Annotated in this window: 10 protein-coding genes and 1 riboswitch; of the genes, 6 read left to right on the top strand and 4 right to left on the bottom strand. The window is 55.7% G+C overall.

Annotated elements, in window-relative coordinates; genetic code table 11:
- Positions 1–370: 370 nt before the first annotated feature.
- Positions 371–1,783, top strand: coding sequence for a glutamine synthetase family protein (locus KJI95_RS09720; protein ID WP_214506999.1), 1,413 nt, complete (start codon positions 371–373; stop codon positions 1,781–1,783).
- A gap of 94 nt (positions 1,784–1,877) precedes the next feature.
- Here the strand turns inward: KJI95_RS09720 and KJI95_RS09715 are convergent, their stop codons facing one another.
- Positions 1,878–2,456, bottom strand: a complete 579-nt coding sequence (locus tag KJI95_RS09715; protein WP_214506998.1) for a thymidine kinase — start codon at positions 2,454–2,456, stop codon at positions 1,878–1,880.
- 170 nt (positions 2,457–2,626) lie between these two features.
- On the opposite strand from KJI95_RS09715, the gene KJI95_RS09710 reads away from it, so the two are divergent.
- Positions 2,627–4,813: a M3 family metallopeptidase gene (locus KJI95_RS09710; RefSeq protein WP_214506997.1), complete on the top strand. Its 2,187-nt coding sequence runs from the start codon at positions 2,627–2,629 to the stop codon at positions 4,811–4,813.
- Positions 4,814–4,904: 91 nt separating this feature from the next.
- Here KJI95_RS09710 and KJI95_RS09705 read toward each other — a convergent pair whose 3' ends face one another.
- The 3 genes from KJI95_RS09705 to KJI95_RS09695 form a co-directional block, all read right to left on the bottom strand.
- Positions 4,905–6,470 (bottom strand): Na+/H+ antiporter NhaC family protein, encoded by a 1,566-nt coding sequence (locus tag KJI95_RS09705; RefSeq protein WP_214506996.1) that lies wholly within the window; start codon positions 6,468–6,470, stop codon positions 4,905–4,907.
- A 76-nt stretch (positions 6,471–6,546) separates the two neighbouring features.
- A riboswitch (Lysine riboswitch) is annotated at positions 6,547–6,746 on the bottom strand.
- An 87-nt stretch (positions 6,747–6,833) separates the two neighbouring features.
- Entirely contained in the window at positions 6,834–7,757 is a 924-nt protein-coding gene (locus tag KJI95_RS09700) for an electron transfer flavoprotein subunit alpha/FixB family protein (RefSeq protein ID WP_214506995.1), read from the bottom strand.
- Position 7,758: 1 nt separating this feature from the next.
- A complete protein-coding gene (locus KJI95_RS09695; RefSeq protein WP_214506994.1) occupies positions 7,759–8,508 on the bottom strand; it encodes an electron transfer flavoprotein subunit beta/FixA family protein in 750 nt (249 codons plus the stop codon).
- Positions 8,509–8,831: 323 nt separating this feature from the next.
- On the opposite strand from KJI95_RS09695, the gene KJI95_RS09690 reads away from it, so the two are divergent.
- The 4 genes from KJI95_RS09690 (at position 8,832) to rcsF (ending at position 14,311) form a co-directional block, all read left to right on the top strand.
- A complete protein-coding gene (locus tag KJI95_RS09690; protein ID WP_214506993.1) occupies positions 8,832–9,227 on the top strand; it encodes an H-NS histone family protein in 396 nt (131 codons plus the stop codon).
- A 161-nt stretch (positions 9,228–9,388) separates the two neighbouring features.
- The gene (locus KJI95_RS09685) at positions 9,389–12,589 is read left to right on the top strand and encodes an amidohydrolase family protein (RefSeq protein ID WP_214506992.1); all 3,201 of its coding nucleotides are present in this window, start codon (positions 9,389–9,391) and stop codon (positions 12,587–12,589) included.
- The gene (locus KJI95_RS09680; RefSeq protein ID WP_214506991.1) at positions 12,589–13,848 is read left to right on the top strand and encodes an amidohydrolase family protein; all 1,260 of its coding nucleotides are present in this window, start codon (positions 12,589–12,591) and stop codon (positions 13,846–13,848) included. Before KJI95_RS09685 ends, KJI95_RS09680 begins: the two co-directional genes overlap by 1 nt.
- 64 nt (positions 13,849–13,912) lie before the next feature.
- Complete coding sequence (gene rcsF, locus KJI95_RS09675; protein ID WP_214506990.1) at positions 13,913–14,311, top strand: Rcs stress response system protein RcsF; 399 nt, start codon at positions 13,913–13,915, stop codon at positions 14,309–14,311.
- The last annotated feature ends 24 nt before the right edge of the window (positions 14,312–14,335 follow it).

The following is a 14,335-nucleotide window of genomic DNA, read 5'->3' as shown; positions in this document are numbered from 1 at the left end:
CTTTGTGCAGTCAGCTGTCGGCAAGGCCACTGTCCAAGCGGCGTTCCATACAGCACTGATGAGTCAAGCATAAGCTTTGTCAAAGCAATCCATGGTAGCACGCAAGCATGCTCATTCCGGTGACATGTGCCAAAAATCAGCATTAATAACTAAGGTTTATACAAGTATTTCAAAGAGTACAGCATAGTCGACTACAACAGGATCACATCAAAGCCCCGCCCGCACTAATAATGGCGTGCTGGCAGGATTGACAATTCCCGTCGGGCGGCCCCATATTGTCAAATAAATAAAACAATATGTTCAACATAAGCCTAAAAAGGGTGTTCAGTGGTCTCCCTCAGGCTTGGAAAAACCATCACAAGAGGCCACTATGCCCGTGTTACCACAAGCAAGCAGTCACCAAGTCCAGTCCAACCCCGCCGGCGATGATGCCGCCCAGGCACTTGCCTTTATTGAGGCGCACCCCGACATAAAACAGGTCGAGATTTTTATTATCGACCCCAATGGCGTACCGCGCGGCAAACTGCTGCACCGGGACGAAGTCATGGCCATGTATCGCCATGGCCGGCCACTGCCCAGCACCATTCTGGGCCTCACGGTTCAGGGCGATGATGTGGAAGACACTGGGCTTGTGTGGCAGGTGGGCGATGCCGATTGCAGCGCGTTTCCCCTTGCTGGCAGCCTGGTTCGCCAGCCATGGCGCAGCCAGCCGACGGCACAGGTTCAGCTGTCAATGCACCCGGAACTTGGCATGCCAGCGGCAAGCGCCGATCCAAGACTGGTGCTGGAGCGGGTGATTGAACGGCTCAAGGCCGACGGCTTTTACCCGGTAATGGCCGCCGAGCTTGAGTTTTATCTCCTCGATGACGCCTTTGATGAACGCGGCGCGCCCCAGCCCGCCAGAGCCGCAAATGGCCAGCGGCCACACCAAACCCAGGTGTACGGCATTTTGGAGCTTGAAGCGCTGCAGCCGTTTTTGGACGACCTGTACCACGCCTGCGAAACCCAGGGCATACCGGCCCGCACCGCCATTTCGGAATACGCCCCAGGTCAGGTCGAAATCACCTTAGAGCACAGATACGATGTGCTCAAAGCCATGGACGAAGCCGTACGCTACAAGCGCCTGGTCAAGGGCGTAGCCGCCAAACACGGCATGCGCGCCTGCTTTATGGCCAAACCCTTCGGCCATCTTGCGGGCAGCGGTATGCATATGCATGTAAGCCTCGCCGACAAAGACGGCAACAACCTGTTTGCCAGTGACGACCCGCATGGCACGGCGCTGCTGAGCCACAGCATCGGCGGCATGATGGCAACTCTTGAAGATGCCCAGCTGCTGTTTTGCCCCAATGCCAACTCGTTTCGTCGCTTCCAGAGCGCAAGCTACGCACCAATCGCCAAAACCTGGGGCGTAAATAACCGCACTGTGTCGTTTCGGGTACCGGGCGGCCCCGCACCAAGCCGCCATATCGAACATCGCCTCTGCGGCGCCGATGCAAACCCCTATTTGGCTGCGGCGGCAATCCTCGCCGCCTGCCATTTTGGCATCAAGCAGCAGTCAAATCCCGGCAGCGCCATCGTAGGCAATGGTTATGAAGGCGAGCATGAAACCCTGCCCACCGACTGGTTAACGGCGCTGGAGCGCTTTAAAGCCTCCGGGTGGATGAAAGAAGTGCTTGGCGAGGACTTTCACCGGATTTACAGCGCCATCAAAACCGCTGAATACCAGGAGTTTATGGCCGAAGTTGGCAGTCAGGACTGGCGCTGGTACTTAACCCACGCCTGATCTTAAAACTGAGTACAAAACTGAATGCCAAACTAAATGTAATAAATGCACAAAGCGCCCTCGGGCGCTTTTTCATTATTTAGCTGCGGCGGGCTTAATCCCACACTAGCTCGCTGAAGTGTTTGCGGCACATGGACTCGTAGCTCTCGTTGCCGCCAATCGCCACCTGCTCACCATCGCGAACCGGTTTACCTTCGCCGTCGCGGCGCACCACCATGTTGGCTTTGCGGCCACAAAAACAGATGGTCTTGAGTTCGACCAGCTTATCGGCCCAGGACAGCAGATACTGGCTGCCGGTAAAAAGCTCACCGCGAAAATCGCTGCGAAGCCCGTAACACAGCACCGGAATATCGAGTTTATCGACCACATCGGTCAGCTGACGTACCTGAATTTTCGATAAAAACTGACTCTCATCCACCAGCACACAATGCAGCGGCTGCTGACTGTGATGGGTGGCGATGATGTCCAGCAGGTTATCTTCGCTGCCAAACACGGTGGCATCGGCCTGAATACCAATCCGCGAGGCCACTTTACCCACGCCATATCTGTCGTCTATGCCCGCAGTCATCACCAGGGTATTCATGCCCCGCTCGCGGTAATTGTATGAAGATTGTAATAAAGAGGTCGATTTACCGGCATTCATCGCCGAGTAGTAAAAATAAAGCTGAGCCACAGCAGGTTTCCGGTCAAAATACGTGCGCGCCATTTTACCAGAGCCCGCCCTTTGGCGATACCAACAGCGCAGCCGGTTTCAGGTCATTATTTCAGCCTATTTTAAGCCGAACTGGTTAGCCTAACCGGTCAACAACAAAACAATACAATCAATAAACCCAGGAAGTAAGCATGCACAAGAGCTTAATCGCCCTCGCCGTAGGCAGCGCCCTCCTTCTCGGTGGTTGCAAATCTGAGCAACCTGCCAAAGAAGCCGCCCCAGCATCCCAGACCTCAGCCGCTGAGGCTGCACCAGCCGCGGCAGTAGCCACTGAAGGCCTGAGCCAGGACAACCCATTCTTCGCCGCCAGCACCCTGCAATATCAGGCGCCGGACTTTACCAAAATCAAGTCTGAGCACTTTGAACCTGCACTGATGCAGGGCCTGAAAGAGCACAAGGCCGAAATCGAAGCCATCGCCAACAATGCCGATGCCCCGACCTTTGACAACACCATAGTTGCCATGGAAAAAGCCGGCGCGCTGCTGACCCGTACCTCCAAGGTGTTCTACAACCTGACCGGTACCGACTCTACCCCTGAGCTGCGTGCTCTGCAGGGTAAAATGGCGCCGCTGATGTCTGCTCACTCAGATGACATCAACCTCAATCCAAAACTGTTTGCCCGCATCGAAGCCCTGTACAACAGCCGCGATACCCTGGGTTTGACCAAGGAAGAAGTGCGTCTGATTGAGGTGTATCAGCAGCAGTTCGTGATGGCCGGTGCCAAGCTGACCGACGAGCAGAAGCAGAAAATCCGCACCCTGAACGAAGAGCACTCCAAGCTGACCGACGAATTCCAGCAGCGCCTGCTGCGTCTGACCAAGGAAATCGCCGTAGTCGTTGACAGCAAAGAGCAACTGGCTGGCCTGTCTGACACCCAAATCCGCATGGCCGCTGATGATGCCAAGGCCGCTGGCCATGAAGGCAAGTACCTGCTGTCTATCACCAACACCACCCGTCAGCCTGTGCTGTCTCAGCTTGAAAACCGCGAGCTGCGCCAGCGCGTGTGGGAAGCCTCTGCCAACCGTGGCCAGAGCGGCGAGAACGAAACCGCTTCACTGGTAAGCCGTCTGGCGCAGCTGCGCGCCGAGCGTGCTGCTCTGCTGGGCTTTGACAACTGGGCAACCTATCGCCTTGGCCCACAAATGGCCGGCAACCCAGAAGCCGTGTACAAGCTGTTTGGCACCATGGTGCCAAAAGTAGTTGAAAACACGAAGAAAGAAGCTGCTGACATCCAGGCGATGATCAAAAAGACCGGTGGCGATTTTGAGCTCAAGCCATGGGACTGGGAATTCTATGCCGAGAAAGTGCGTCAGGAAAAATTCTCCCTCGACGAAGCGTCACTCAAGCCTTACTTCGAGTTTAACCGCGTACTGGAAGATGGCGTGTTCTACACCATCAAAGAGCTTTATGGCGTGACCATGAAGCCGCGCCCGGATCTGCCTGTGTACCATCCGGACGTAAAGGCCTACGAAATGTTTGATGAAGATGGCACCAGCATGGCCATTTTCTACGCCGACTACTTTGCCCGTGAAGGCAAGCGCGGCGGCGCCTGGAAGAGCTCCTTCGTGGATCAGACCGGCCTGCTTGGCAACAAGCCTGTGGTGCTGAACGTGATGAACATCAAGAAGGCCCCGGACGGCGAGCCGACCTTCGTGAGCTACGATGAAGTGACCACCATGTTCCACGAAATGGGCCATGGCACCCACGGCATGTTCTCCAAGGTTAAATACCCAACGCTGGCCGGTACCAAGGTATCGCGCGACTTCGTTGAATTCCCGTCCACCTTCGAAGAAGACTGGGCTGCCCATCCGAAAGTGCTGGCTAACTATGCCCGTCACTATCAGACCGGTGAAGCACTGCCGCAGGATTTGCTCGACAAGCTGCTGAAATCCCGCAGCTTCAACCAGGGCTTCGACACCCTCGAGTACATGTCTGCCGCCCTCGTTGACCTCGAGTGGCACTCACTGAAAGCCGGTGAAGAGCAGAAAAACGTGGTTGAATTCGAAGCCGCCGCGCTGAAAAAGCACGGTGTGGACATCGAAGCCGTTCCACCACGCTACCGCTCAACCTACTTCGCCCACGCCTTCCCGGGTGGCTACAGCGCCAGCTACTACGCCTACATGTGGTCTGAAATTCTGGCTGCCGACGCCTTTGCCTACGTGCAAACCCAGGGCGGTCTGTCGCGCGAAATCGGTATGAAGTATCGCAAGACTATCCGCGAAGTGGGCAACAGCGTGCCACCGATGGAAGCGTACAAAAACTTCCGTGGTCAGGAGCCTACCACCGACGGTCTGCTGGAGCGTCGTGGTCTGAAGTAATTCAGCCCCTGATTAATCTGCCATAACGTAAAAGGCCGCTCATCGAGCGGCCTTTTTGCGTTTAACGCTGATTCGTCAGCAAGAAATAATCTTAATCGTTTGCTCTGGCGCGGCGACGCAGCATCAGCACGGCCAGCACAAACAGTACCGAACTTGCGCCAAAGCCTGCGAGAACCGACTCGGTAAAGCCCATTACGCCGTAGCCCACCAAACTGATAAAGGCCACAATAAGCGCGTACGGCAGCTGGGTCATCACATGGTCGATGTGGTGGCAACTGGCGCCGGTGGACGACAAAATAGTAGTATCAGAAATCGGCGAGCAGTGGTCGCCAAACACGGCGCCGGCAAGCACTGAGGCCAGCATCGGCAGCATCATCGCAGTATGGCTGCCCATGGCCATATCGGCGGCAATCGGCAGCATAATGCCAAAGGTGCCCCAACTGGTGCCGGTGGCAAAGGCGGTGAGGCCGGCAAGGATAAACATCACCGCCGGCAACAGCGCAAAGGGAATATTGCCACTGGCAAGGCTTGCCATAAATTTGCCGGTTTCCAGCGAGCCGATAATACCGGCGATAGTCCAGGCAAACAGCAGAATGTAAATCGCCGGCAACATGGAACGGCCGCCCTGAACGATTGCCGTGGCTATCATGGCCGCAGAGACCTTTTGCACCAGCGCCATCACCAGCGTCACCCCAAGGCCAACCAGCGCGCCTAAAAACAGCGAGCCGCCGACATCGGTTTTCTCAAACGCGCCGATGAGTGAAAACGGCAGGTTCGCCTCGGCAAGCGCCGATGCGCCGCTGGAAATCATAAAAAACAGCGTGGCAAATACCAGAGTACCAATAGGAATAAACAGCCCGGCAATGCTGCCGGTGTCAGCTTCCGGCAGCTCGGCACTGGCGCCCGGCGGCGTGCCCTTGGCCTCATCGTACAGGTTGCCGCGCATGGCATTTTGCTCATGGGCCTTCATGGGGCCCACATCAAGCCCCATCAGCGCAACGCAAAGCAGTAACAGGAGCGCAAAGATGGCGTAAAAGTTCATCGGGATCATCTGCACGAACACCGACAGATGGCCAAGGTCGCTCATGCCATGGGTCGCAAGAATGCCGCCGATAAGTGCAATGATGTACGCCCCCCAGCTGGACACAGGGGAAATCACGCACACAGGCGCGGCGGTCGAGTCGAGCAGGTAAGCGAGTTTGGCGCGGGAAACGTGATAACGGTCAGTAAGCGGCCGTGAAATCGAGCCCACCACCAGACTGTTGAAGTAGTCATCGATAAACACCACGCAGCCCAAAAACATGGTCAGCAGGTTGGCGTCACGTTTGGAGCGGATGCGCTGACGGGCCCAGTCGGCAAAGGCGCGGGCGGCGCCGGAGACTGTGATAAGGGCGGTAATCATGCCAAGCAGCACCAAAAAACCAAGGATGTACAGGTTCCAGCTATTGAGCGCACCCTCGCTCCACACCAGCCCCGTTACCCGCTCGGCCAGAAAGCTTGCGCTGGCAAGGGGGCTGAAATCATTAAGCAGCAGGGCGCCGACCAGAATACCGAGGCCAAGAGAAAGGAGCACTTTACGGGTAAGCACCGCCAGCACAATGGCCACCACCGGCGGCAGCAAGGAGAGCGCCGAATCGGCATAACTAAGCAATGTCATTGAAATATCTTCGCTTTGAACGAATGGAGGGCGACTGAACTGGTGGGAAACGGCAAAGATACCCAAAAACACCTGTCCTATCAGTAGCGCTCCATAGTAATTACTTCCTCTGTCATCCCGACAGAAAATACTATGGCAGTGTCGTTCCTTTCGAAAACGACCCCAGCGGATGGCGGTGATACACCAATCCACTTCGGCGCCGATACCCTTTCACAGCCCGTCAACGGCATCACCCTGTTGACTGTTACTGATGCTCGGCGCACCTCTACTCAGGACGCCTGTGTGCAGGCGTGAGGCACATAAAAACACAAGCGGCCCGGGGATTGCCATCCCCAGGCCGCATATCGTGACCAAGATCACAGATTAAAGCAAGTCAATCAGCTTAGGCACAGCCTCAAACAGATCCGCTTCCAGGGCGTAATCCGCCACCTGGAAAATCGGTGCTTCAGGATCTTTGTTAATGGCAACAATCACTTTGGAGTCTTTCATGCCCGCCAGATGCTGGATGGCACCGGAAATACCCACGGCGATATAGAGGTTCGGCGCCACTATCTTGCCGGTTTGACCGACCTGCAGGTCGTTTGGCACAAAGCCAGCGTCCACTGCTGCGCGTGATGCGCCCACAGCAGCGCCAAGCTTGTCGGCAAGTTTCTCAAGCAGGGCGAAGTTTTCACCGCTGCCCATGCCACGGCCGCCGGAAACGATAATGCCAGCGTTGCCAAGCTCTGGGCGCTCGGACACGCTGAGCTCCTGCGATACAAACGCAGTGGTTGATGTAATAGCCACGGCCACCGATTCAATCGCGGCGCTGCCGCCTTCAGAGACGGCATCAAAAGCACTGGCACGCACTGTCAGCACTTTCTTATCGTCCAGACTCTGCACGGTCGCAAGCGCGTTACCGGCATAAATCGGGCGCACAAAGGTATTGGCATCCATCACTTTAACGACTTCAGACAGCTGAGCCACATCAAGCAGTGCCGCGACCCGTGGCAATGTGTCTTTGCCCATGGAGCTGGCCGGCGCCAGAATATGGCTGTAACTGCCGGCAAGTTCTACCACCAGTTTGGCGATATTGTCGGCAAGATGGGCACTGTAAACGGCGTTATCGGCCAGCAGCACCTTGCTGACACCAGAAAGCGAAGCGGCGGCCTTAGCCACGGCATCACACTGGCTGCCCACCACCAGCACATGCACGTCGCCACCAATGGCTGCGGCTGCGCTGACGACCTTGGCGGAATCCAGTTTCAGACTGCTGTTGTCATGCTCGGCAAGAACAAGAATGCTCATATCAGATCACCTTCGCGTCGTTTTTCAGTTTTTCTACCAGCTCCTCAACAGAAGCCACCTTGATACCCGCCTGACGCGCCGCTGGCGCATTGACGCTAAGGAGCTTCTGGTGCGCCTTCAAGGTCACGCCGAGGGCATCCACAGTCAAGGTATCGAGCGGTTTTTTCTTGGCTTTCATGATGTCCGGCAGCTTGGCATAGCGCGGTTCATTGAGACGCAAGTCGGTAGTAACCACCGCAGGCAGCGGCAGCTTAAGGGTTTGCAAACCGCCATCCACTTCGCGGGTGACGGTAAGGGCGTTGCCATCGACCACCACTTTGGAAGCAAAGGTCGCCTGCGGGGCATCCATCAGCGCGGCCAGCATCTGGCCGGTCTGGTTGTTGTCGCCATCAATGGACTGTTTGCCAAGGAGAATAAGGGAGGCCTGCTCTTTGTCCTGTACGGCCTTAAGCAGTTTGGCAATCGACAGGGCTGGCAGCTCGTCGTCGGCTTCGACATGAATACCCCGGTCGGCACCGAGCGCCATGGCGGTACGCATCTGCTCCTGCACCGCCTTGGAGCCAATGCTCACCACCACGATTTCAGTGGCGTGACCGGCTTCTTTGAGGCGCACCGCTTCTTCAACGGCGATTTCACAAAAGGGGTTAAGAGCCATTTTCAGGTTTGCCGTATCCACATTGGTGTTATCGGCCTTGACCCTGACCTTCACGTTGGCATCAACCACGCGTTTTACAGGCACCAAAATCTTCATAGAGTTTCCTTCCTGCACCTTCTTTGTCGGCATGAGCTGGACACAGCATCCACCTTGCCACTGTCTTTGATAGCGCAACTTTACGTGCTGTTAACGTAAACGTCAACCTGACTCAAACGACTGTTTGCCACATTTGTGCGCGCCGACACTGGCGCGTTTTGTGGACACTTCCCCCCAAATTGAGTGGAAATATTCGCCGCAAATAATCCTTTTGATGAATATCACTTAATAATTTCACTTTTTTAATTGCAGGCAGATTTATTTATTTCTATTATTCAAACCGGAATCCAATTTCACCTGAAAAGATGGGAAGCGAAATAATTATGAGCGAGTTCCTCGAAATACTGACTCACGGTCGTCGTCTGAAAGCAGCAGTAAAAGATTTGTCTTTGGATGACCTGCGTGATCTGGTTGCCAAACTGGAAAAGATCGTTACCGAGCGTGAAAGCGAAGCCGAAGAAGAGCTGAAAGCCAACGCCGAGCGTATCGCCAAGATTGAAGAAATCCGTAAGCAAATGGCTGAAATCGGTCTGTCAGTTGAAGACCTGGGTGTTACCGCCGTTAAAGTTGCCGGTAAAAAGCGCGCGCCACGTCCACCAAAATACAAAATCGTTGTAGACGGTGAGGAAATCACCTGGACCGGTCAGGGCCGTATGCCAACTGTATTCAAAAATGCAGTGGAAAAAGGCGCCTCTATGGATAAATTCCTTATCGCCTAAGCTTGGCATTCGCCGGGCGTTAAGCCAGCAGTCTATTTAAAGGCCGGTCAGTGACCGGCCTTTTCTTTTTTTCAAAAACCTTTTTACAATTCCCTTGTCCCAATCCGCCGCTGATTAGGCTAACCTCTTTCGATTACCCGCCCATAAAAACGGTACAAACAATGGCGATAAATAGAAATTCTTTGATATTCCTGCTGTTGGGCAGCGCCTGCTGCTCATTAAGTCTCGAAGCCAAAACCCTGCTGACCGCAGAGCCCGAGCGCTTGATAGCCCTGCAGGGTGCCCGCCTCCACCTCGCCCCCGGCCAGACGCTTGAGCAAGGCACGCTGGTCATTCAGGGCAATCGCATCAAAGCCGTACTTGATGGCATTCAAACGCCGGCGGGTGCCAATGTCATTGATATGAAAGGCCTCGATATTTATCCGGGTTTTATTGACCCCTTTACCGAATACGGCATTGGCTTTGAATATCCCAAGCAGGAAAAAGACGCACCGGTTTATGAAATAGGCCGGATTGGTGGTAACGCCGCCAACGGTGCGATTCATGCCGAAAAACAATGGGCACACTTTTTTGCCCCCAACAAAGAGTCGGCCGAGGCTTGGGTAAATAACGGCTTTACCAGCGTGCATTCTGCAAAATTTGACGGCATATTTCGCGGCACGGGTGTCCATGTATCACTGGCGGATAAAATAGCCAACGATGTCATTTATTCTGAGCGCGGTAACAGTTTCTTATCATTTGATAAAGGCAGCTCGATCCAGGATTACCCCAATTCGCTGATGGGCGCGATTGCCCTAATCAGACAAACCTTGATGGATGCCAGTTGGTATCAGCAAAACAAACGCAGACTGGCAAGTGATAATCAGCCAGGCACGCTCGAATTCAATGCAGCGCTCGACGCCATTGGCGAACCAAATCAAACCTTTTATATATTTGATACGCCAGACTTAAACAATCAGTTACGGGCTTCAAGGCTGATGAAGGAGTTTACACTCAGCGGCGCGCTGCTCGGCAATGGTCAGGAATATGCCCGCCTAAATGAAATTAAAGTGAGCGGCGCCAGCGTTATTTTACCGCTAAACTTTCCGGCGGCTCCCGATGTCAGCTCGCCTGAAACTGAGCAGCAACTGAAACTTGCCGAGCTGCGTCATTGGGAATATGCGCCTAAAAACCTGAGCATGCTTTCAGACGCAGGCGTCAGTTTTGCACTGACCCTTCACGGCATCGACGATAAAAAAGATTTCTGGCCAAGACTTAAAAAAGCACTCGATGCCGGTCTTGAAGAACAAGCCGCCCTCGCCGCGCTGACCACAGATGCCGCTAAAATTGCCGGTATCGACAAGTTTGCCGGTAAATTAAGCCCGGGCTTTATTGCCGATTTGGCCGTTTACAGCGGTAATCCCTTCAAGGATGGCAAACTGGTAAGCGTGTTTTTAATGGGTGAAGAAACCGCACTTAAGCCTCGGGAACAGCTTGCCCTCGCAGGCCGCTACGAGCTTGGCTATCAGGACAAACGTCACGCCGTTAAGCTTGACGTGAATCACAGCCCCGACGGCAGCTTTGAGCTGGCGTTTGAGGAACCCGCCAATACCAACACCAACGCCAGCGTTGATACTAATGCCGCAGCTGATAGCAAGCCTGACAGTAAATCTGAAAGCGCCCCATCGCCAATCAAGCTTGCCGGTCGCCCCCATGAGCTCACCGGCCGCGCTGCGCTGCCCGGCATCGACGGCAAGGCCCGTATTATCCTGGATTTGCGCGCGAAAAAAGGCACAGCGACCCTTGCCGATGGCAGCGTGATTGCACTGAGCTTAACGCATGTCACTGAAGCCAAGGCCGCCGCAACAGCCAAGGCCGATGCGGCAAAAACCGATGCAAGCGGCGATGAAAAGGCCAAGGCAAAGGCTGACGCCAACAAGGCGCTGATTGGCAAGCTCACTTCCCCTAACGTCGCCTTTGGACTTTCGAGCGCCCCCGCACAGGACAAAGTGCATATTCAGGGCGCCACCCTGTGGACCTCAGAAGCCGACGGCATACTTGAAAACACCGACCTTATCATCAGCAAGGGCCGGATTTTAAAAATCGGCCAAAACCTGATGACGCCGCCGGGCTTTACGAAAATTGACGCGCGCGGCAAACACCTGACCGCAGGCATAGTGGACGAGCACTCCCATATCGCACTCAATGGCGGCACCAACGAAGACACAGATGCCGTCACCTCCGAGGTGCGCATCGGCGATGTGCTCAATCCGGACGACATAGCCCTTTACCGCTCGCTCGCAGGCGGCGTGACCACAGCGCAGCTTCTGCACGGCAGTGCCAACCCCATAGGCGGCCAGAGCCAGCTTATCAAGCTGCGCTGGGGTGAAACGGCCGAGGGCCTTAAGTATGAGGGTGCGCCGGGCAGTATCAAATTTGCGCTCGGTGAAAACGTCAAGCAAAGCAACTGGGGCGATGATTACACCACCCGCTTCCCGCAAAGCCGCATGGGGGTTGAAGCCGCCATTGCCGATGCCTTCGATGCCGCCCGTCAGCATCAGGCCGACATAGCCGCCTTTGAAAAACTGTCGTCCAGCGAGCAAAAGGCCCGGGTATCGCCGAGGCCAAATCTGCGCCTCGATGCCTTAAGCGAAGTGCTGGCAAGCAAGCGCGACGTCCATATTCACTCTTATGTGCAGTCAGAAATCCTGATGTTCCTGCGCCTTGCCGAGGCCTACGGTTTCAAGGTCAAGGCCTTCACCCATGTGCTTGAAGGTTACAAGGTTGCTAAGGAGCTTGCCGCCCACGGCGCCGGCGCTTCCACCTTCTCTGACTGGTGGGCCTACAAGTTTGAGGTGTACGACGCCATCGTCGAAAACGCCTGCCTGATGCAGCAGCAAGGGGTGCTCACAAGCCTTAATTCCGACAGTTTTGAGATGCAGCGTCGCCTCAATCAGGAAGCCGCCAAGTCAATGATGTATTGCAATATGTCAGCAGAAGATGCCTGGAAGATGATCACCATCAACCCAGCCATTCAACTTGGCATTGAGAAGGACACAGGCTCCCTTAAAGAAGGCAAGGTTGCCGACATAGTGCTGTGGGATGCACATCCGATGTCTGTCTACGCCCGCACCGAAATGGTTTGGGTCGATGGCAAGCGCCATTTCGACCGCGAGCTGGATAGGCAAATGCAGGCCGAGCAGGCCGCCGAGCGCAGGGCGCTTATCAATAAAATCCTGACGCTGGATGAGGAAGGCCGCAGCGGCGAAGCACCCAAGGCGGCGCAAAGCGAACCCGAATGGCACTGCGACACCCATTTTGAGGTGTTCAAAACCGGCATATCGACTCAGCAGTCAACCCAGCACAGCCACGGAGCCCACTGATGAAAAAGTTTGTATTTATTCCGCTGCTGCTGGCGAGCAGCATCGCAAGCAGCCACGACATGGTGCCAGCCACGGATCAGTCTGCGCCGCTCCTTATCACCAATGCCACAGTGCATACTGTCTCCGATGGCGTAAAAGCCAACACCAGTGTATTGGTTGAGCAAGGCCGCATCAAAGCCATAGGCAACAACCTTAACGCTGCGGGCGCGACAGTGATTGATGCCAGCGGCAAGCATTTGTATCCGGGCATGGTGGCGCTCGACACCCAGGTCGGCATGGTCGAAATCTCCATGGTGCGCCCCACTGTCGACACCTATGATGTGGGCGACAACAACGCCGACCTGCGCGCCGCCGCCGTGTTTAACCCCGACTCCGAAATCATCCCGACCCTGAGACGAAACGGCATCACCCATGCCCAAATCGTGCCCAGAGGCGAGCTGCTGGCCGGTCAAAGCGCGCTGGTAAACCTCGACAGCTGGACAGTGGAAGACGCCAAGGTCGAAGCGCCGCAAAGCCTTCATCTTTACTGGCCTGAGCCCAAGCTGCCCGCCAAAGCCGATGAGCGCGAAAAGGCGTTTGCCGAGCACAGTAAAGCACTGTCCAATATCGATAAGCTCTTTGCCGATGCCAACAGCTTTATCGCGCGCAAGCAGAGTGAGCCCAAGCTCACCCACAGACGCTTTGAGGCCATGGCGGGGCTTTTTGATGGCAGCGCCAGGCTCTTTATCCACGCCGATGAAGCGAGCGCCATCCGCGAAGCGCTGGTGCTGGTTAACCGTTATAAGCTCAGCGCCGTGATTGTCGGCGGTTATGAAGCGGCCGAGGTCGCCGACGGTCTTAAGGCCGCCGGCGTTGCAGTGGTGTACCCCTCAGTGCTCAGCCTGCCGCGCCACAGCGACGACAACATAGACGAAGCCTTTGCCGTGCCGGCAAAAATGGCAGCGGCCGGCATTGAGTTTGCCATCGCCTACAGCGGCGACTGGGAAGCCCGCAACCTGCCCTACGCCGCCGGTTACGCCGCCGCCCACGGCCTTGGCCGCGACGCCGCGCTCAAAGCCATCACCCTCGATGCGGCCAAGATTGCCGGTGTCAATGATATGGGCGCCATCAAGGAAGGGTATCGCGCCAATCTGGTGCTGGCAGAAGGTGACATTCTGGACCCGCTGACAGGTCGAATTCAGCAGGTGTTTATCGATGGCCGGGCGATAGATCTGAAAACCCGCTCTGCACAGCTTTATCAAAAGTACCTGAAGCGATAGAATTTCTGCATTCACGGCGGGGTCCAAGGTTGGTGCCCCGCCCTATCGCCCACAGGACCCTCCCATGACCCAGTGTTTCCCCAAAGCGTTTGTCGCTGCCCTCGCCGCGCTGCTTATTCCGGCTTGCTCATCCGATTACGGATTTTCCAGCAACTTAGACCCACAGGCCTTCAACGACTACTTTAAGGCCGGTGATGTGGTGCTGTTTGAGGAAGGCCAAGGCCCAGAGGGGCGCTATAAAATACTCGGTCTCATCGAGGGCGAAGCCTGTCAGGCCACCCCGGGTGATGTGCCTGTGACCGTGGCCGATGCCCGCACCGATGCGCGCCGCAAGGCCGCCGACAAGGGCGCCAACGGTCTGGTCATCAAAAGCTGCACCATAATTGAAGAAAGTGGCAGCGGTTGCCACAGCCGCGCCCTGTGCGTGGGTCAGGCGCTGCAGCTTGCCAACGACGACAACTGATTATCAACGTATAGCTGATGGCCA

The organism is Shewanella jiangmenensis, assembly GCF_018596335.1.
In the GTDB taxonomy this organism is placed as follows: domain Bacteria; phylum Pseudomonadota; class Gammaproteobacteria; order Enterobacterales; family Shewanellaceae; genus Shewanella; species Shewanella jiangmenensis.
Note: the sequence above shows the minus strand (reverse complement) of the source record. Positions and strands in the feature narration are given on the sequence as shown.